Origin of the sequence: Flavonifractor sp. (assembly GCF_019422385.1) — a bacterium.
Classification (GTDB): domain Bacteria; phylum Bacillota; class Clostridia; order Oscillospirales; family Oscillospiraceae; genus Flavonifractor; species Flavonifractor avistercoris.
The window spans coordinates 24,502-41,694 of the sequence record NZ_JAHZDL010000011.1 but is presented as its reverse complement, the minus strand read 5'-3'; the positions used below and the strand labels follow the sequence as shown (position 1 = coordinate 41,694).

Below are 17,193 nucleotides of genomic sequence, written 5' to 3'. Positions count from 1 at the left end.
TTCACCGTGTTCACCCAGGGCTGCCCCCACCGCTGCCCCGGCTGCCACAACCCGGACACCCACGATCCCGCGGGCGGGAGAGAGGCGGCGGTGGAGGAGCTGGCGGAGAAGCTGCTGTCCAACCCCCTCACCGACGGCCTCACCCTCTCCGGCGGGGAGCCCTTCTGTCAGGCGGAGGAGTGTGCCAAGCTGGCCGCCATCGCCCGCGAAAAGGGCTTGAACGTGTGGACCTATACGGGGTATACTTATGAGAGGCTGATTTCCGGGGAGGTGCCCGGGGCCATGGACCTGCTGGCGCAGACCGATGTGCTGGTGGACGGGCCCTTCGTGGAGGCGCAGAAGTCCTACGCCGCCCTGTTCCGGGGCAGCACCAACCAGCGGCTCATCGACGTGCCCCGCTCTTTGGCCGCCGGGCAGGTCGTTTTGTGGGAGCGGCCCGACCCCCTGGCCCACTTCGTCCGGCCGGAATCGTAGGGCGCGGCATCCTTGACGCGCCGCCCTACTCCTTCCTCCGGCCTCCTGGTTTGCCGTAGGGGCGCACCTGTGTGTGCGCCCGTTGGCCGGGGCACCCCGGGGGCGCGGGCCTGCCCGGCCGGGGCACCGCTTTTGCTGTCAAAAGCGGTGGGAAAACCACCAGGGCCTGCGTTTTTTGAGGTGGCTTCGCGTGGATTTTCATCGAAGGCGCCCCCGGCGCCTTCGACCCTGGACCCAGGGGCTCATGGGCGGCATCGTCGGCACAAGTTACGGATCGCTCGCTTCGCCGCAAGCGGCAAAGCGCACTCCTTCCACTGCATCTCATCTCCCCACCGAACCCGCTTCGCTGGGCTTCGGCGGGGGCCCCGTGTTCGCTTACGTCACAGACGCTGCCGCGCCTCGGGTGGCACGCATCGGGATTACCCCGCAGGCCCTGACGGCCGCTGCGCTGTACCGGGTGCGCCCGCCGGGCCGCCATCGGTGCCATGCCGCTGAAATACCATGGCGCTTGTGGTAATTGGGGTCCCCGCGGTGCCGTGGGGCGCGACGACCCGGCGCGCCGTCTGCCGTGCTTCGGATTGCCCTCCGGGGTGCGGGCCTGCCCGGAGGTGAACGACTGTAGGGCGGGGGCTTGCCCCCGCCGCTCTAGATCTGCCAGCTGCCCTCCTCCGCCAGCCCCGCGCCGGTGCGGACCCCCAGCAGGAAGGCGTGGGTCGCCGCAAAGGCCACCACCGCCTCCACATCCTTCCGGGTCTCCTCGGTTTGATTGTTTTCGCACAGGGAGGCCCGGAAGGTGTCCCCGTCGTCCCTGGGCCGGGTGTCCAGATAGGGCTTGATGTAATGGGCGTACAGGAAGGACAGAAAGTCGGACATGTTGGTCACCTCATAACACGAATTTATGTGATGTCTTTATAATATACGAAATTTAATGATGTGTCAAGGGGGATAACGGAAAAGATGGAACTGATTTTGCCCAGCCTGGCAGAACGGCTGAAGCCCCTACGGAAGGAAAAGAAAAAAACCCAGAAAGATATGGCGGCGCTACTGGGTATCACGGAGCGCCACTATCAGAAAATTGAGTACGGGCATATCAATATTTCCGCCACAATGCTGATCACCCTGGCGGACTACTTCCACGTGACCACCGATTATCTGCTGGGCAGGGAGGGATAAGGATGACCATCATTGACAAGGAGACCTGGCCCCGGCGGGAGCACTACGACTTTTTCGTCCCCATGTCCGACCCGTCCTACACCCTCACCTTCCCGGTGGACGTGACCGCCCTGCTCGCCTGGTGCAAGGCTAACCGTCAGCCCTTCTACCCGGCCATGGTATACGCCGTCACCAAGGCCATGGAGAAAGTGGACGCCTTCCACTACAAGGATCGGGACGGGGTAATCGTCCGCCACGACACCCTGGTGCCCAGCTTCACCGACTTGAAGCCGGGCAGCGAGCTGTTCCACATTGTCACCCTGGAGGCGGGGGAGGATCCGGCGGACTTCTGCCGCCGGGCCAAGGAGCAGTCGGCGGCCCAGACCGCCTTTATCACCGACGGGCCGTGGGACGGGGATCAGCTGGTCTACTTCACCTGTCTGCCCTGGTTCCCCGTCACGGCGCTGAAAAACGAGAAGGATCTGAACCCCTCCGACTCGGTGCCCCGGGCGGCCTGGGGCCGGTGGGAGGAGCAGGGGGACCGGACCAGCCTTCTGGTCAGCCTGGAGCTGAACCACCGCCTGCTGGACGGGGTGCACGTGGGAAAATTCTTTGACGCCCTGAACGAATGGATGAAGCAGCTATGACACTAGACGATTTCAGGGCCCGCTGGACGGGCCACACCCCCAAATTGCAGGATGTGAACCGGGAATACGCGGTGCTGGTGCCGCTGGTGGAGCGGCCGGAGGGCCTGTCCCTGCTGTACGAGGTGCGCTCGGAGCAGCTGGGCCGCCAGCCCGGCGAGGTGTGCTTCCCCGGCGGGAGGATGGAGGCGGGGGAGGATCCGGCGGCCTGCGCCCTGCGGGAGACCTGGGAGGAGCTGTCCATCCCACAGCCGGCGGTGGAGGTGGTGGCCCAGCTGGACTTCCTCACCCATCAGGGGGGCTTTGCCATGTACCCGGTGCTGGGCATTCTGTCACAGGAGGGGGTGGAACAGCTGCGGCCCAGCCCCGCCGAGGTGAAGGAGACCTTCTGGGTGCCGGTGGACTGGCTGAAAGCTCACCCGCCGACGGTATACACCTACAAATTGATTCCCGACGTGAAGGACGACTTCCCCTATGACCGCATCGGCTTCTCCCAGGGCTACCGCTGGCGGGGCGGCCATGTGGACGTGCCCATCTACGACTGGCCGGGGCACCCCATCTGGGGGCTGACGGGCCGCATCACCCGCCGCCTGATGGAGCAGATGCCGTGAGGGCCCCGGAGCGGCTGGGGCCCTATGTGTACCGGCAGTCGGACACCTGCTTCCCCCTGGGCGCGGACAGCCTGCGCCTGGCCGCCTTTGCCACGGTGCGACGGGGGGACAAGGTGTGCGACCTGGGCTGCGGGGCGGGGGCGCTGCTCCTGCTGCTGGCGGCCCGGGAGTCCACACTGGAGCTGTCCGGTGTGGAAATCTCCCCGGAGGATGGGGCGCTGGCCCGCCAGAACCTGGCGGAAAACGGCCTGACGGGGACGGTCCATACCGGAGAATTGCAGGCCGTGTGCAAAACCCTGCCCGCCGGGGGCTTCTCCCTGGCGGTGTCCAACCCGCCCTACTTCGCCGCGGGGCGCGGCTGCCCCGGCGGGACGGCCCGCACCGAGGGGGAGAGCACTCTGGACGGCTGGTGCGCCGCCGCCGGGCGGCTGCTGAAAAACGGGGGGCGGTTCGCCCTGGTGTACCGGCCGGAGCGCCTGGCGGAGCTGTTCGCCGCCCTCCAGGCCCACGGGCTGGAGCCCAAGCGGCTCCAGCTGGTGCAGCACGGGCCGGACAAGGCCCCCTCCGCCGCCCTGGTGGAGGCGGTGCGGCAGGGCAGGCCGGGGCTGGCGGTGCTGCCCACCCTGCTCAATACCTGAATCGGAGGAGAATATCATGGCCGGAACCTTATATCTGGTGCCCACACCCATCGGCAACCTGGGGGACATCTCCCGGCGGTGCACCGAGACGCTGGAGGCGGTGGACTTCATCGCCGCCGAGGACACCCGGGTGACCCTCAAGCTGCTCAACCACCTGGGACTGAAAAAGCCCCTGCTCTCCTACTACCGGCACAACACCGGTGCCGGCGGGGAGGCGGTGCTGGAACGCCTGCTCTCCGGGGAGGACGGGGCCCTGGTCACCGACGCGGGCACCCCGGCGGTGTCCGACCCTGGGGAGGAGCTGGTGGCCCAGTGCGCGGAGCGGGACATCCCGGTGGTGGCTATACCCGGCCCCTGCGCCCTGGTCACCGCCCTGGCGGTGTCCGGCCTGCCCACCGGCCGGTTCACCTTTGAGGGCTTTCTGGCCATGAACAGGAAAAACCGCCGCGCCCACCTGGCGGAGCTGGCCGGGGAGCGGCGAACCATGATTTTCTACGAGGCCCCCCACAAGCTGCGCGCCACCCTGGAGGATCTGGCGGCGGCCTTCGGGCCGGAGCGGCGGATCTCCCTGTGCCGGGAGCTGACCAAGCTCCACGAGGAGGTGCGCCGCACCACCCTCGGGGAGGCGGCGGCGTGGTACGAGGCCAATCCGCCCCGGGGGGAGTTCGTGCTGGTGGTGGAGGGCGCGCCGGAGACAGCGGCGGCCGCCCCCGCCCCGGAGGACGCCCTGGCGCGGGTGGCGGAGCTGCGGGAGCAGGGGCTATCCCTGCGGGATGCCGTCAAGCAGGCGGCCAAGGAGACCGGCCTGCCCAAAAACGAGCTGTATGACCGGGCCGTGGGGAAGCATGTCGAAGCGTAATATCCTATTTTAGAATTATCTGGAATTTTGTATATTACAAATAGTATTAGTCGAAGGAGAAAATACCGGGCCGAATTTGCTCGAAACAGGGGCCCGTGCAAAAAGTAAAACTCCCTTGCTTTTCAAGAAAAGCAAGGGAGTTTTACTCTATGAAACAAAAAATTACTTCATCTGGAGCTCACGGATACAGTTGGGACAGACGTTCTTGCCCTTGAAATTGATCACATCCTTGGCGTCATCGCAGAAAACACAGGCGGGCTGGTACTTTTTCAGTACGATCGAGGCCCCATCCACGTAGATTTCCAAGGAATCCTTCTCTGCAATGTCCAGTGTGCGGCGCAGCTCAATGGGGAGCACGATCCGCCCCAGCTCGTCCACCTTGCGCACAATGCCAGTCGACTTCATAAAACAGTTACTTCCTTTCCCTGCTAATATCCATATATTTCCGCAATTCTCTACAAACTGACATTATTATAACATATCGTATTGGATTGTCAATCGGAATCTGGAAATCTTTCCGGGGCCGCCGGCTTTTTGCCCCGCCGCCGCCGGCAGGCATGTTTCCCCCGGACAGCCCGTATATATGGGAGGAGAAAGGAGGCGGCCGGCATGGCGATGGCGGTGATCTGGACGGGGATGGTGGCGGCATCCATCCTCTGCGGCCTGGCCACGGGAAACGGGCCGGCGGTGGCGGCGGCGGCCATGGAGGGGGCGGCCGCCGCGGTGGAGCTGTGCCTGTCCATGGCGGGGGTGCTCTGCCTGTGGATGGGGGTGATGGAGATCATGAAGCGCTCCGGCCTGTCGGAGGGGCTGTCCCGGCTGCTGCGGCCGGTGCTCCGCCGGCTCTACCCCGACTTCGCCCGGGACAGGGCGGTGATGGACAGCATCTCGGCCAACGTGTCGGCCAACCTGCTGGGCCTGGGCAACGCGGCCACCCCCCTGGGCATCCAGGCGGCCCGGCTCATGAGCCGCCGCTCCCCCGGCCGGGCCTCCGACTCCCTGTGCATGCTGGTGGTATGCAACACCGCCTCCATCCAGCTCATCCCTACCACCGTGACCTCAGTGCGGCTGGCCGCCGGGTGTGAGACCCCCTTCGACATCCTGCCCGCCGTTTGGCTGGCCTCCGCCCTGTCGGTGGCGGCGGGGATCACCGCGGCCAAGGTGTTTGGACGTATCTGGAGGGACTGACATGAGCCTGTTTTTCACCATGCTGGTGCCCCTGATCATGGCCGCCGTGGCCCTGTACGGCATGGCCCGCCGGGTGGACGTGTACGACGCCCTGGTGCAGGGGGCCGGGGAGGGCCTGGGGGTGCTGGCCCGCATCGTGCCGCCCCTGATCGGCCTGCTGACGGCGGTGTACATGCTCCGGGCCTCCGGCGCCCTGGAGCTGGCCGCCCAGGCCCTCTCCCCCGTGCTCTCTCTCCTGGGCATCCCGCCGGAGACGGTGGGGCTGCTGCTGGTGCGGCCGGTGAGCGGCTCCGCCGCCCTGGGGGTGGGGGCGGAGCTGATTGCCACCTACGGCCCCGACTCCGCCGTGGGCCGCACGGCGGCGGTGATGCTGGGCTCCACCGAGACCACCTTCTACACCATCGCCGTCTACTTCGGCGCGGCGGGCATCGTCAAGACCCGCTACGCCGTCCCCGCCGCCCTGTGCGCCGATCTGGCCGGCTTCCTGGCCGCAGCCTGGGCCGTGCGGGTGATCTTCGGATAGACAACGCGCGGGCGGCCATATGATATGGCCGCCCGCGCCTGTTGTCCGTCTTACACAAATTCGTAGTCGGCGAACTTGTCCTCGCCCTGCTTGTTGTCCTTGGTCTCACCCACGAAAGTGCCCATCACATGGCAGTCGGGGCAGTAGCCGAACTCCTCGTCGCTGCTGCCCTCCAGCTCATAGCGGTACTTCTTGCCGCACTGCGGGCACTGGTAGAAAAAGTAATAGGTTCCCCAGGTCATGCTTCCGTCTCCTCCTTCTCCTTCTGGATCTCGGCCCGCCGGGCGTCCCGGACGGCGATGGTCTCCGCCAGGGTCTTTTTCGGCCGGGCGTTCATGGTCTCCCGCCACCGGAGCAGCCAGGCGCGCAGCGTCTCCAGCCCCTCCTCGGTGAGGGGGAACTCCTGCGTCTCCTCCACCCTGCTGTCCCGGAGGCTCCACGGCCCCTCCCACACCTGGGCGGTGAGGTGGGGGTCCTCCCCCGTGTCCGGCTCCACCCGGCAGCGCAGGGCGCCGCCGCTGGCCGTCCAGAAATTGCCGTTCTCAAAGTGGGAGAGCACCGGCAGAAACAGCTCCTCGTCCATCCTGTCCTCCTCATACGCAAAAAGGATGGTATGATCATACCACCCTTTCGCGCATTTTTCAATTCTCGCTGTACCGGGAGAGGAACTGCCGGGTGCGCTCCTCCCTGGGGTGCTCGATCACCTGCCGGGCGTCCCCCTGCTCCACGATCACGCCGCCGTCCATGAAGATCACCTGGTCGGCCACGTCCCGGGCAAAGGCCATCTCGTGGGTGACGATGATCATGGTGGTCTTCTCCTCCGCCAGGGAGCGGATCACCTTGAGCACCTCGCCGGTGAGCTCGGGATCCAGGGCGGAGGTGGGCTCGTCAAAGCACAGGATGTCCGGGTGGAGGGCCAGGGCCCGGGCGATGGCCACCCGCTGCTGCTGCCCGCCGGAGAGCTGGTGGGGGTAGTGCCCCGCCCGGTCGGCCAGGCCCATGCGCGAGAGCAGCTGCCGCCCCTGTTCCTCAATCTCGGCATAGAGCTGCTTGTGGTTCTGTTTGAAGTCCTCCCGCTCCTTGGCCAGCAGCCGGCCCGCCAGGGTCACGTTCTCCAGGGCGGTGTACTGGGGAAAGAGGTTGAAGGACTGGAACACCAGCCCGAAGTGGAGCCGCTTGCGGCGCACCTCGCTCTCCCGCTGGGTGGCCGGGTCTGCGGCGTCGAAGAGCACCTGCCCCCCCACCGTGATGCGCCCCTGGTCGGGCCGCTCCAGAAAGTTGAGGCACCGCAGCAGGGTGGTCTTGCCGCTGCCCGAGGAGCCGATGATGGCCAGGGCCTGGCCCTGCTCCAGCTCAAAGCTGATATTCTCCAGCACGCGGGTCTTTCCGAACCGCTTCTGGATGCCCTCTGCCTGCAATATTGCCATGTCCCCGCCTCCTCCTACACCCGGAAATAGTTGAGTTTCTTTTCCAGCCAGTTGAACAGGATGGTCAGCACACCCACGAACACCAGGTAGAACACCGCGGTGTAGAAGAAGGGCCAGACCAGGCCCCCGTTGGTGCGGAAGGTGCTGCCGGCCCGGATCAGCTCCACCACGCCGATGGTGTTGGCCAGGGAGGTGTCCTTCACCAGGGTGATGATCTCATTGGACATGGGGGGCACCACCCGTTTGACCATCTGGAGCAGGGTGACGCGGAAAAAGATCTGCCCCCGGGTCATGCCCAGCACCTGTCCGGCCTCCCGCTGGCCCTGGGGCACGCCCTGGATGCCGCCCCGGTAGATCACCGAGAAGTAGCAGGCGTAGTTGATCACGAAGGCCACCACGGTGGCGGTGATCCGCCCCTGGGTGCCGGAGCCCCAGGGGTTGGTTCCCATGACCATGCCGGGCACGTAGAAAATAACCGCCAGCTGAAGCATCAGGGGGGTGCCCCGGATAATCCACACCACCACGTCCACCAGGGCGCTTACGGGCCGCAGCCCGGCCAGTACGCGGAGCCACGCCGGACTGTCCGCCCGAGCCAGCCCCCGGAAGGGCGCCCACTTGCTCATGGAGCCCAGGGCCACCAACAGCCCAAGGGGCAGGGCGAATACCAGGGTCAGGGCGAAGATCTCCGCCGAGGTGCCAAAGCCCTCCAGCAGGGTGCGCGTCACCGTCCAAAACATGTCCATCCCTCATTCCGTCTGTGTTCCGGCAGGGCCGGTCAAAGGCAGAGGGCGTCTTGCAACGCCCCCTGCCTTTGTGCTCTCTTGTTTCCGTCCCTTACTCCTGGGGGACGATGTTGTCGGAGATGCCGTACTGCTCGGCCAGCTCCGCGATGGTGCCGTCGTCGTAAAGCACCTTGAGCTGCTCGTTGATGAAGTCGGTGAGGTCAGAGCCCTTGCGGCAGCCCACGCCGTAGTCCTCCTCGGTGAGGCGGACGGTGTAGGTCAGGTCGGGGTAGCTGGTGCCCTCGCCGATCATGGCGCCGGCCATGAGCAGATCCACGATGCAGGCGTCGGAGGTGCCGGAGCTGACCTCCATCAGGGCGGTGGCCTGGTCGGACACGGACACATAGGTCAGGCCCGCCTCCTGGGCCGCGGCCTCGCCGGCGGAGCCGGCCTCCACGGCGAAGTTCAGGCCGGACAGGCTCGCCGCGTCCTGGTAGTCCCCGGCCACGTCGGCCTTGAGCACCACCACCTGGGCGTTGGTGGCATAGGGGTTGGTGGCGGAGGCGCCGCCCGTGATCTCGTCGGTGATGGTCATGCCGTTCCACAGGCAGTCCACCGTGCGGCTGTCCAGCTCCATCAGCTTGTTGTTCCAGTCGATGACGCTGAACTCCACGTCCACGCCCAGGGCCTCGGCCACCTTGCGGGCCAAGTCGGCGTCAAAGCCGATCCACTCGCCGTTCTCATCCTGGTAGTCCATGGGGGCGAACTCGGTGATGCCCACCACCAGGGTGCCCTTCTCCTGGATGTAGGCCACGTCGCTCTCGGCGGCGGGGGTCTCGCTGGTCTGGGCGGCGGTGTTCTCCGCCGCGGGGGACTCGGAGCTGCCCGCCGGGGTGTCCGCGGTGCTGGTAGTGCCGCCGCCGCAGGCGGCCAGGGACAGGGTCAGGCCCAGAGCCAGGGCCAGCGCAGTCAGTTTCCGTTTCATATCCATCTTCCTCCAAACTGCAAGAGTGTTGTCGCTTTCGTATATTACCACACTAAAGTGCTGTTGTAAAGAGGAAATCCCGAAAATTTTCCCACCGGCAAAAAACGGGGCCCCGCGGTATAGAACCGCCCTGGATTCCACATCCTCTGAAACAGAGATTTGCAAACGGAGGCGTGATACCTGATGAAACAACTGGCCGCGGCCCTGCTGGCCGCCGCGTTCCTGATCCTCCCCGCCCGGGCCGCGGAGCAGCCGGCGGCGGGCGCCGCCGCCGTGGACGCCGGCGCGGCGGTGCTGATGGAGAAGGAGACGGGCACGATTTTATATGAGCAGAACCCCCACGACAAGCTGGAGCCCGCCAGCGTCACCAAGGTGATGACCCTGCTGCTGGTGCTGGAGGCGGTGGACGACGGCCGCCTGGCCCTGGACGACATGGTGTCCGTCTCGGCCCACGCCGCATCCATGGGCGGCTCCCAGGTGTATCTGAAGGAGGGGGAGCAGATGAGCGTGGACGACATGCTCAAGGCGGTGGCGGTGGTGTCGGGCAACGACGCCGCCGTGGCCCTGGCCGAGCACCTGGCGGGCAGCGAGGAGGCCTTTGTCTCCCTGATGAACCAGCGGGCGGCGGAGCTGGGCATGGCGGACACCTGCTTTGTCAACTGCACCGGCCTGCCGGCGGCGGGGCACCTGACCTCCGCACACGACATCGCCGTCATGAGCCGGGCGCTGCTCCAGCACCCCAGGATCCGGGACTACACCACCATCTGGATGGACTCCATCCGGGGCGGGCAGTTCCAGCTGGCCAACACCAACAAGCTCATCCGCTTCTACGAGGGGGCCACCGGCCTGAAAACCGGCTCCACCGACTCGGCGGGCTACTGCCTGTCCGCCTCGGCGGAGCGGGAGGGCATGGAGCTCATCGCCGTGGTGCTCAAGGCGGACACCTCGGAGAAGCGGTTTGAGGCGGCTAAGAGCCTGCTCAGCTACGGCTTTGCCAACTACACCCTCACCGATGTCTACCCCAGCCAGGCCCTGCCCCCCGTCGACGTGCTGCTGGGGGAGGCGGACACGGTGCAGCCCGTGCTGGCCCAGTCCAGCCGCATCCTGGTGGAAAAGGCCCGGCTCAACGAGATCACCACCGAGCTGCGGCTGTGCCAGGACGTGGAGGCTCCGGTGGAGGAGGGGCAGAAGCTGGGCGAGATGGCGGTCTATGTGGGCGATGAGGTGCAGCAGACCATCCCCATCGTGGCCGACCGGGCGGTGGCCCGGCTCACCCTGCCCGGCATCTTCTCCCGGTTCCTGAAAACCCTGTTCATGGCCGGCTGAGGCCGGAGACCCCGGTTCGACATCCTTCGCGGGAGGGGCGGCTTTGCCGCCCCTCCCGTCTGCGCAGGTTCCCCAAATGGCCGCTGCTGCCACCTGCTGAAATTTTACACTGGTTTTTCATACATGTCTTGACTATACGGTTCGCTTGTTGTATAATTTACACAAATAATTTCCATTGCTTTTGGAGTTATTTTATCACCAATGACAAGGATCTCTGGTTTACTCCCCCTTGATTTTGGAGATTTTTGCCAATAAGGAGTGTTACCTATGGCTTTTACAAAGGATAATGAGGCCCTGGCGCAGTTTTCTGCCGGGGATTCTGTCCGCGCGCAGGAGTTCATGGGCGCCCACCCCGCCGTCCGGGACGGCCAGGAGGGCTGGGTGTTCCGTGTCTGGGCCCCCCACGCCAAGCAGGTGGCCGTTATGGGCGATTTCAACGGCTGGAGCGAGGATGCCAACCCCATGGAGCCCCTGGACGGCGGCGTCTGGGAGGTCTTTATTCCCGGCCTGCAGCAGTATGACACCTATAAATACGCCGTCCACACCCCCTCCGGCCGGGTGCTGGCCAAGGCCGACCCCTACGCCTTCCACGCCGAGACCCGCCCCGGCAACGCCTCCAAGCTGTACGACCTGTCCGGCTACCAGTGGGGCGACCAGAGCTGGATGGACTACCGGGCCAAGAACCCCATATACAGCCGCCCGCTGAATATTTATGAAGTCCACCTGGGCTCCTGGCGGCGCACCGGCGACGACCAGATGCTCTCCTACCGGGACATCGGCAAGTACCTGGTGCCCTACGTGAAGGAGATGGGCTTCACCCATGTGGAGCTGCTCCCCGTCACCGAGCACCCCCTGGACGCCTCCTGGGGCTATCAGTGCACCGGCTATTTCGCGGCCACCAGCCGCTTCGGCACCCCTCACGACTTCATGTGGCTGGTGGATCAGCTCCACCAGGCCGGCATCGGCGTGATCCTGGATTGGGTGCCCGCCCACTTCCCCAAGGACGCCTTCGGCCTGTACGAGTTCGACGGGGAGGCCTGCTACGAGTACGCCGATCCCCGCAAGGGGGAGCACGCCGACTGGGGCACCCGGGTGTTCGACTACGGCCGGTATGAGGTGCGCTCCTTCCTGTTCTCCTCCGCCCTGTTCTGGCTGGAGCAGTATCACATCGACGGCCTGCGGGTGGACGCGGTGGCCTCCATGCTCTACCTGGACTACGGCCGGCAGGACGGCCAGTGGGTGCCCAACGTGTTCGGCGGGCACGAGAACCTGGAGGCGGTGGACTTCCTCCAGGCCCTGAACACCCACATCTTCAACGCCCACCCCGACGTGATGATGATCGCCGAGGAGTCCACCGCCTGGCCCCGTGTGTCCCACCCGGTGGGGGAGGGCGGCCTGGAGGGCGGCCTGGGCTTCAACCTGAAATGGAACATGGGGTGGATGAACGACATCCTCCACTACATCAAGCTGGATCCCTATTTCCGCCAGTACAACCACAAGGACATCACCTTCTCCTTCTTCTACGCCTTCTCGGAGAACTTCGTGCTCCCCCTGTCCCACGATGAGGTGGTGCACATGAAGGGCTCCCTCATCAACAAGATGCCGGGCACCGACGAGGAGAAGTATGCCGGCGTGCGGGCCTTCTACACCTACATGCTCACCCATCCGGGCAAGAAGCTGCTGATGATGGGCAGCGAGTTCGGCCAGTGGAACGAGTGGCACTACGAGCACTCCCTGGACTGGCACCTGCTGGACATGGACAACGAGGACGGGGAGCGGCACCGGAAGCTCCAGGCCTTCTTCAAGGCGGTCAACGCCTTCTATCTGGAGCACCCGGAGCTGTGGGAGCTGGACTTCTCCTGGGAGGGCTTCGAGTGGATCGAGGCCGACGACAACCAGGCCAACACCATCGCCTTCCTCCGCAAGGACAAGAAGGGCAACCCCCTGGTGGTGGTGTGCAACTTCTCCCCCGTGGATCGGACGGGCTATACCATCGGCGTGCCGGCAGCCGGCACCTACACCTGCCTGTTCAGCACCGACGACCCCGCCTTCGGCGGCGCGGGCCGGGGCGACCAGGCGCCGGTGAAGAGCCAGTACAATCCCTGCCACGGCAAGGAGCAGTCCATCACCCTGGCCCTGCCGCCCATGAGCGCGGCCGTCTACAAGTGCACCCGCAAGTTCCCGCCCCGCCGCAAGAAGGCGGAGGCCGCCCCCAAGGCGGAAAAGGCCGCCAAGGGCACCAAGTCCAAAAAGACGGCCCTGGCCGCCAAGGGGTCGAAAAAGCTGCCCGCCAAGGCGGAAAAAGCCCCGCTGCCCAAGAAAGCGGAGAAGGCCCCGCTGCCCAGGAAGGCCGAGAAAGCGCCTCTCCCCAGAAAGGCGGAGAAGGCCCCCGTGCCCGCCAAGGCCGAAAAACCGGCCAAGAGCCCCAAGAAGGCGTAAGCCTATCCCATCGCGGATTTCCAGTTCAAACGCTGAGGTGATAAGAAGTGAAAAAGGAATGTGTCGCCATGCTGCTGGCAGGGGGACAGGGCAGCCGTCTCCACGCCCTCACCAGCCACGTGGCCAAGCCCGCGGTACCGTTTGGAGGAAAGTACCGCATCATCGACTTCCCGCTGTCCAACTGCATCAACTCCGGCATTGACACGGTGGGCGTGCTCACCCAGTACCGGCCCCTGGAGCTCAACGCCTATATCGGCAACGGCGAGCCCTGGGATCTGGATCGCTCCTACGGCGGCGTCCACATCCTGCCCCCCTATATGCGGGAGGGCGAGAAGGGCACCTGGTACAAGGGCACGGCCAACGCCATCTATCAGAACATCAACTTCCTGGAGACCTACGACCCCGAATACGTGCTCATCCTCTCCGGCGACCACGTGTACAAGATGGACTATGCCCAGATGCTCCGCCGCCACAAGGAGGCGGAGGCGGCCTGCACCATCGCGGTGCTGGAGGTTCCCATGGCGGAGGCCCCCCGCTTCGGCATCATGAACGTGGATGAGAACGACGACATCTACGAGTTTGAGGAGAAGCCCAAGAAGCCCAAGAGCAACCTGGCCTCCATGGGCATCTACATCTTCACGTGGAAAAAGCTGCGGGAGTATCTGGTGGCCGACGAGGCGGATGAGAAGAGCTCCAACGACTTCGGCAAGAACATCATCCCCGCCATGCTGAACGCCGGCGAAAAGATGACCGCCTACCGCTTCCAGGGCTACTGGAAGGACGTGGGCACCATCGACTCCCTGTGGGACGCCAATATGGATATGCTCTCCCCGGACAACGGCATTGATCTGTACGATAACGAGTGGCCCATCTACGCCCGCACCCCCATCCGTCCCCCCCACTTCATGGGCAAGGATGCCAGGGTGACCCACTCCATGGTCACCAGCGGCTGTGAGGTCTACGGCACGGTGGAGAACTCGGTGCTCTTCCACTCTGTCATTGTGGAGGAGGGCGCGGTGGTGCGCTACTCCATCCTCATGCCCGGCACGGTGGTGAAGAAGGGTGCCGTGGTGGAGTACGCCATCGTGGCCGAGGAGTCGGTCATCGGCGAGAACGCCCGGGTGGGCGCCTCCCCCGACGGCAGCGAGGACTGGGGCATCGCCGTCATCGCCCAGCATCTGAGCATCGGCCCCAGCGCCGTGGTCTCCCCCAAGGCCATGATTACCCGTAACGTGAAAGGAGGTGGGGTGAAATGATGAAGACTCTGCACGGCATCATCTTCGCCTACCTTTCCAACCCGGATCTGCGGGAGCTGACCCAGAACCGCAACACCTGCTCCATCCCCTACGGCGGCCGGTACCGGGTGATCGACTTCATGCTCTCCAACATGGTCAACGCCGGCATGTCCGACGTGGGCCTCATTGTGGACGCCAACTATCAGTCCCTGCTGGATCACGTGGGCTCCGGCAAGGACTGGGATCTCTCCCGCAAGCACGGCGGCCTGCGCATCCTCCCCCCCTTCGGCTACTCCGCCGGCAAGCGGGAGGGCGCCTACCGGGGCCGCATGGACGCCCTGGCCGGCGTGCGCTCCTACCTCCAGAACATCCGGCAGGACTACGTGGTGCTGGCCGGCGGCGATCTGGCGGTGAACCTGCCCCTCAACGACATCTTTGAGGCTCACATGCGCAACGACGCGGACATCACCGCCGTGTGCACCAGCCGCCCCCTGGGCTCCCCCAAGAACTGCGACTACTTCACCATCGGCGCCGGCGGGCGCATCACCGACGTGTCGGTGCATCCCCCCATCGCCCAGGGTTGCGAGTCCCTGGAGGTCTACGTACTGTCCAAGGAGCTGCTGCTCTCCCTGGTGGATCACTGCGCCGCCCACAACATCCCCTCCTTCAGCACCGGCGTGCTCCAGGGCATGGTGGGCCAGCTGAAGATCTGCCCCTACGTGTTTGACGGCTACGCCGCCCGGCTCCAGTCGGTGGCGGGCTACTTCGCCCGCAGCATGGATCTGCTGGATCCCGCCGTGCGCGCCGATCTCTTCGCCCCCGAGCGCCCCGTGCGCACCAAAGACCGCTCCGATCCCTCCACCTATTACGGCCCCGAGGCCAAGTCGATCAACTCCCTGGTGGCCGACGGCTGCATCATCGAGGGCGAGGTGGAGAACTCCATCCTCTTCCGCGGCGTGCGGGTGGAGAAGGGCGCCAAGGTGTCCGGCTGTGTGCTCATGCAGGGCACCACCATCCAGGCCGGCGCGGTGCTCAAGTACGCCATCACCGACAAGAACGTCCGGGTCAACCCGGGCCGGATGCTGATGGGCCACAATACCTATCCGCTGTCCATTGCGAAAAACGAGATCGTGTGAGGACTCTAGGGGGGACGTTGTCCCCCCTAGATACAAAACCGCCGCGCCGCTGTGCGGCACAGCGGTTTTGATACCCCCCTCTCCCCCGCACAGCGGGGGAAGCCCTGGCCGCCGCGGCCAGGGGTATCGGTGTGCTCCGCAGGCACATGTCCTGCTCCGCACATCCCTTCCATTGATTTCCGCCGCAAGCGGCGGAAACTCTGCGAGGCTATGAGGACAGCCCCCTCTCCCCTGTAGGGGCGCACCTATGTGTGCGCCCGTGTTCCCGGGCGGGCCGACACACAGGTCGGCCCCTACACCCCACTGATGCGTGATCCTCTGTGATTATCTTGACATAAGGAGAGCCTATGAACATCTTATTTGCCACCTCTGAGTGCGCGCCCTTCATCAAGACCGGCGGACTGGCCGACGTGGCCGGGGCCCTGCCCAAGGCCCTGGCCCGGGACGGCCACGACGTGCGGGTCATCCTCCCCCTCTACGAGGGCATCGGGGAGGAGTGGCGCAGCCAGATGACCTATCTCCAGTGCTTCCACATCACCCTGGCCTGGCGTACCCCCTACTGCGGCCTGTTTGAGCTCAAGCGGGACGGGGTCACCTACTGGTTCGTGGACAACGAGTACTACTTCAAGCGCTCCAACATCTACGGCCACTATGACGACGGCGAGCGGTTCGCCTACTTCTCCCGGGCCGTGGTGGAGAGCATGGGCCATCTGGACTGGCACCCCGACGTGCTCCACTGCAACGACTGGCAGACCGCCCTGGTGCCCATCTACCTGCTGGAGGAGCGCCACCGCATCCCCCAGCTCTATGACACCAAGAGCGTGTTCACCATCCACAACATCGAGTACCAGGGCCGCTACGGCAGCCAGACCCTGAAGGATCTGTTCGGCCTCAACGCCGGCTACCTCAACCCCCACATGCTGGAGTACCACGGGGACGTGAACCTGATGAAGGGGGCCATCTACGCCGCCGACTACGTCACCACCGTCTCCCCCACCTACGCCGACGAGCTGCAGTACAGCTTCTACGCCCACGGGCTGGAGGGGGTCATCACCGACAACCGCCACAAGCTGCGGGGCATCCTCAACGGCATCGACACCGAGCTGTACGACCCTTGGCGGGACAAGGGGCTGACCAAGTTCTTCTCCTACAAGCAGATGGCGGGCAAGAAGAACTGCAAGGCCGCCCTGCAGCAGATGAGCGGCCTGCGGGAGAGCCCGGACACCCCCATCGTGGCCTGCGTGTCCCGGCTGGTGCGCCACAAGGGCTTTGATCTGGTCACCGCCGCCATCCACGACATCATGGGCATGGATGTGCAGATGATCGTGCTGGGCACCGGCGACTGGAACTATGAGGAGGCCTTCCGCCAGGCCCAGAACCAGTACCCCGGCCGCTTCGCCGCCCACATGATGTACTCCCCCAACCTGTCCACCGCCATCTACGGCGGCGCCGACATCTTCCTCATGCCCTCCATCTCCGAGCCCTGCGGCCTGAGCCAGATGATCGCCATGCGCTACGGCACCATCCCTCTGGTGCGGGAGACCGGCGGCCTGAAGGACTCTGTCATCCCCTACAACAAGTTCACCGGGGAGGGCACCGGCTTCTCCTTCGCCAACATCAACGTGCAGGAGATGACCGGCGTGCTCTATGAGGCGGTGAGCCTCTACCACAACGACAAGAAGGCGTGGAAGGGCCTGCAGAAGAACGCCATGACCGCCGACTTCTCCTGGGATCGCTCGGCCAGGGCCTACGAGGAGATCTACGGCTGGATTACGGGAAAATAATCCAGTTTTACACATTCCTTACCATACTCTTTCTTGACAGTTCAGTATTT

Annotated in this window: 20 protein-coding genes; 13 read left to right on the top strand and 7 right to left on the bottom strand. The window is 65.1% G+C overall.

Annotation, left to right across the window (positions count from 1 at the left end; all coding sequences use genetic code 11):
• Nucleotides 1-474, top strand: a 474-nt coding sequence (locus tag QZ378_RS02980) for a 4Fe-4S single cluster domain-containing protein (protein ID WP_291257249.1), incomplete at its 5' end; no start/stop codon positions are given.
• 645 nt (nucleotides 475-1,119) lie between these two features.
• Here QZ378_RS02980 and QZ378_RS02975 read toward each other — a convergent pair.
• A complete protein-coding gene (locus QZ378_RS02975; RefSeq protein ID WP_291257248.1) occupies nucleotides 1,120-1,347 on the bottom strand; it encodes a hypothetical protein in 228 nt (75 codons plus the stop codon).
• 84 nt (nucleotides 1,348-1,431) lie between these two features.
• Between QZ378_RS02975 and QZ378_RS02970 the strand changes: the two genes are divergently transcribed.
• Genes QZ378_RS02970 through rsmI form a run of 5 tightly spaced genes read left to right on the top strand, consistent with a single transcriptional unit; the run spans nucleotide 1,432 to nucleotide 4,378 of the window.
• Complete coding sequence (locus QZ378_RS02970) at nucleotides 1,432-1,647, top strand: helix-turn-helix transcriptional regulator (RefSeq protein WP_191380148.1); 216 nt, start codon at nucleotides 1,432-1,434, stop codon at nucleotides 1,645-1,647.
• Nucleotides 1,648-1,649: 2 nt separating this feature from the next.
• Nucleotides 1,650-2,273, top strand: coding sequence for a CatA-like O-acetyltransferase (locus QZ378_RS02965; RefSeq protein WP_291257247.1), 624 nt, complete (start codon nucleotides 1,650-1,652; stop codon nucleotides 2,271-2,273).
• Nucleotides 2,270-2,881 carry a CoA pyrophosphatase gene (locus tag QZ378_RS02960; RefSeq protein WP_291257246.1) on the top strand — a complete coding sequence of 204 codons (612 nt, stop codon included), beginning with the start codon at nucleotides 2,270-2,272 and terminating at the stop codon, nucleotides 2,879-2,881. The genes QZ378_RS02965 and QZ378_RS02960 overlap by 4 nt, the downstream gene beginning before the upstream one ends.
• Nucleotides 2,878-3,519: a methyltransferase gene (locus QZ378_RS02955; RefSeq protein ID WP_291257245.1), complete on the top strand. Its 642-nt coding sequence runs from the start codon at nucleotides 2,878-2,880 to the stop codon at nucleotides 3,517-3,519. The genes QZ378_RS02960 and QZ378_RS02955 overlap by 4 nt, the downstream gene beginning before the upstream one ends.
• Nucleotides 3,520-3,535: 16 nt before the next feature.
• Nucleotides 3,536-4,378 (top strand): 16S rRNA (cytidine(1402)-2'-O)-methyltransferase, encoded by an 843-nt coding sequence (gene rsmI, locus QZ378_RS02950; protein ID WP_291257244.1) that lies wholly within the window; start codon nucleotides 3,536-3,538, stop codon nucleotides 4,376-4,378.
• 162 nt (nucleotides 4,379-4,540) lie between these two features.
• Here rsmI and QZ378_RS02945 read toward each other — a convergent pair whose 3' ends face one another.
• Nucleotides 4,541-4,783: an AbrB/MazE/SpoVT family DNA-binding domain-containing protein gene (locus QZ378_RS02945; RefSeq protein WP_087237636.1), complete on the bottom strand. Its 243-nt coding sequence runs from the start codon at nucleotides 4,781-4,783 to the stop codon at nucleotides 4,541-4,543.
• Nucleotides 4,784-4,987: 204 nt separating this feature from the next.
• Here QZ378_RS02945 and QZ378_RS02940 point away from each other — a divergent pair, with 204 nt between their 5' ends.
• On the top strand, nucleotides 4,988-5,566 hold the full coding sequence (locus tag QZ378_RS02940) for a nucleoside recognition domain-containing protein (protein WP_291257243.1): 579 nt from the start codon (nucleotides 4,988-4,990) through the stop codon (nucleotides 5,564-5,566).
• A gap of 1 nt (nucleotide 5,567) precedes the next feature.
• Nucleotides 5,568-6,089 carry a nucleoside recognition domain-containing protein gene (locus QZ378_RS02935; RefSeq protein ID WP_087238358.1) on the top strand — a complete coding sequence of 174 codons (522 nt, stop codon included), beginning with the start codon at nucleotides 5,568-5,570 and terminating at the stop codon, nucleotides 6,087-6,089.
• A 50-nt stretch (nucleotides 6,090-6,139) separates the two neighbouring features.
• Here QZ378_RS02935 and QZ378_RS02930 read toward each other — a convergent pair whose 3' ends face one another.
• The 5 genes from QZ378_RS02930 to QZ378_RS02910 form a co-directional block, all read right to left on the bottom strand.
• The gene (locus QZ378_RS02930; protein ID WP_087238356.1) at nucleotides 6,140-6,331 is read right to left on the bottom strand and encodes a hypothetical protein; all 192 of its coding nucleotides are present in this window, start codon (nucleotides 6,329-6,331) and stop codon (nucleotides 6,140-6,142) included.
• Entirely contained in the window at nucleotides 6,328-6,672 is a 345-nt protein-coding gene (locus tag QZ378_RS02925) for a hypothetical protein (RefSeq protein ID WP_291257242.1), read from the bottom strand. Before QZ378_RS02925 ends, QZ378_RS02930 begins: the two co-directional genes overlap by 4 nt.
• Before the next feature lie 58 nt (nucleotides 6,673-6,730).
• Entirely contained in the window at nucleotides 6,731-7,516 is a 786-nt protein-coding gene (locus tag QZ378_RS02920; protein ID WP_291257241.1) for an amino acid ABC transporter ATP-binding protein, read from the bottom strand.
• Nucleotides 7,517-7,530: 14 nt separating this feature from the next.
• Nucleotides 7,531-8,253 carry an amino acid ABC transporter permease gene (locus QZ378_RS02915; protein ID WP_087238351.1) on the bottom strand — a complete coding sequence of 241 codons (723 nt, stop codon included), beginning with the start codon at nucleotides 8,251-8,253 and terminating at the stop codon, nucleotides 7,531-7,533.
• Between the two features lie 97 nt (nucleotides 8,254-8,350).
• The gene (locus QZ378_RS02910; RefSeq protein WP_291257240.1) at nucleotides 8,351-9,223 is read right to left on the bottom strand and encodes a transporter substrate-binding domain-containing protein; all 873 of its coding nucleotides are present in this window, start codon (nucleotides 9,221-9,223) and stop codon (nucleotides 8,351-8,353) included.
• Nucleotides 9,224-9,406: 183 nt separating this feature from the next.
• On the opposite strand from QZ378_RS02910, the gene QZ378_RS02905 reads away from it, so the two are divergent.
• From QZ378_RS02905 to glgA, 5 genes are all read left to right on the top strand, one after another.
• Nucleotides 9,407-10,549 (top strand): D-alanyl-D-alanine carboxypeptidase family protein, encoded by a 1,143-nt coding sequence (locus tag QZ378_RS02905; RefSeq protein ID WP_291257239.1) that lies wholly within the window; start codon nucleotides 9,407-9,409, stop codon nucleotides 10,547-10,549.
• A gap of 267 nt (nucleotides 10,550-10,816) precedes the next feature.
• A complete protein-coding gene (glgB, locus tag QZ378_RS02900) occupies nucleotides 10,817-12,988 on the top strand; it encodes a 1,4-alpha-glucan branching protein GlgB (protein ID WP_291257238.1) in 2,172 nt (723 codons plus the stop codon).
• Between the two features lie 47 nt (nucleotides 12,989-13,035).
• The gene (locus tag QZ378_RS02895) at nucleotides 13,036-14,244 is read left to right on the top strand and encodes a glucose-1-phosphate adenylyltransferase (protein ID WP_087238344.1); all 1,209 of its coding nucleotides are present in this window, start codon (nucleotides 13,036-13,038) and stop codon (nucleotides 14,242-14,244) included.
• Entirely contained in the window at nucleotides 14,241-15,359 is a 1,119-nt protein-coding gene (glgD, locus tag QZ378_RS02890; protein ID WP_087238342.1) for a glucose-1-phosphate adenylyltransferase subunit GlgD, read from the top strand. The genes QZ378_RS02895 and glgD overlap by 4 nt, the downstream gene beginning before the upstream one ends.
• 347 nt (nucleotides 15,360-15,706) lie before the next feature.
• Nucleotides 15,707-17,143, top strand: coding sequence for a glycogen synthase GlgA (glgA, locus tag QZ378_RS02885; protein ID WP_191380158.1), 1,437 nt, complete (start codon nucleotides 15,707-15,709; stop codon nucleotides 17,141-17,143).
• The last annotated feature ends 50 nt before the right edge of the window (nucleotides 17,144-17,193 follow it).

Coding starts and splice junctions, on each gene's coding strand:
- QZ378_RS02975 (WP_291257248.1), bottom strand. CDS start 1,347: ATGTCCGACTTTCTGTCCTTCCTGTACGCCCATTACATCAAGCCCTAT.
- QZ378_RS02970 (WP_191380148.1), top strand. CDS start 1,432: ATGGAACTGATTTTGCCCAGCCTGGCAGAACGGCTGAAGCCCCTACGG.
- QZ378_RS02965 (WP_291257247.1), top strand. CDS start 1,650: ATGACCATCATTGACAAGGAGACCTGGCCCCGGCGGGAGCACTACGAC.
- QZ378_RS02960 (WP_291257246.1), top strand. CDS start 2,270: ATGACACTAGACGATTTCAGGGCCCGCTGGACGGGCCACACCCCCAAA.
- rsmI (WP_291257244.1), top strand. CDS start 3,536: ATGGCCGGAACCTTATATCTGGTGCCCACACCCATCGGCAACCTGGGG.
- QZ378_RS02945 (WP_087237636.1), bottom strand. CDS start 4,783: ATGAAGTCGACTGGCATTGTGCGCAAGGTGGACGAGCTGGGGCGGATC.
- QZ378_RS02940 (WP_291257243.1), top strand. CDS start 4,988: ATGGCGATGGCGGTGATCTGGACGGGGATGGTGGCGGCATCCATCCTC.
- QZ378_RS02935 (WP_087238358.1), top strand. CDS start 5,568: ATGAGCCTGTTTTTCACCATGCTGGTGCCCCTGATCATGGCCGCCGTG.
- QZ378_RS02930 (WP_087238356.1), bottom strand. CDS start 6,331: ATGACCTGGGGAACCTATTACTTTTTCTACCAGTGCCCGCAGTGCGGC.
- QZ378_RS02925 (WP_291257242.1), bottom strand. CDS start 6,672: ATGGACGAGGAGCTGTTTCTGCCGGTGCTCTCCCACTTTGAGAACGGC.
- QZ378_RS02920 (WP_291257241.1), bottom strand. CDS start 7,516: ATGGCAATATTGCAGGCAGAGGGCATCCAGAAGCGGTTCGGAAAGACC.
- QZ378_RS02915 (WP_087238351.1), bottom strand. CDS start 8,253: ATGTTTTGGACGGTGACGCGCACCCTGCTGGAGGGCTTTGGCACCTCG.
- QZ378_RS02910 (WP_291257240.1), bottom strand. CDS start 9,223: ATGAAACGGAAACTGACTGCGCTGGCCCTGGCTCTGGGCCTGACCCTG.
- QZ378_RS02905 (WP_291257239.1), top strand. CDS start 9,407: ATGAAACAACTGGCCGCGGCCCTGCTGGCCGCCGCGTTCCTGATCCTC.
- glgB (WP_291257238.1), top strand. CDS start 10,817: ATGGCTTTTACAAAGGATAATGAGGCCCTGGCGCAGTTTTCTGCCGGG.
- glgD (WP_087238342.1), top strand. CDS start 14,241: ATGATGAAGACTCTGCACGGCATCATCTTCGCCTACCTTTCCAACCCG.
- glgA (WP_191380158.1), top strand. CDS start 15,707: ATGAACATCTTATTTGCCACCTCTGAGTGCGCGCCCTTCATCAAGACC.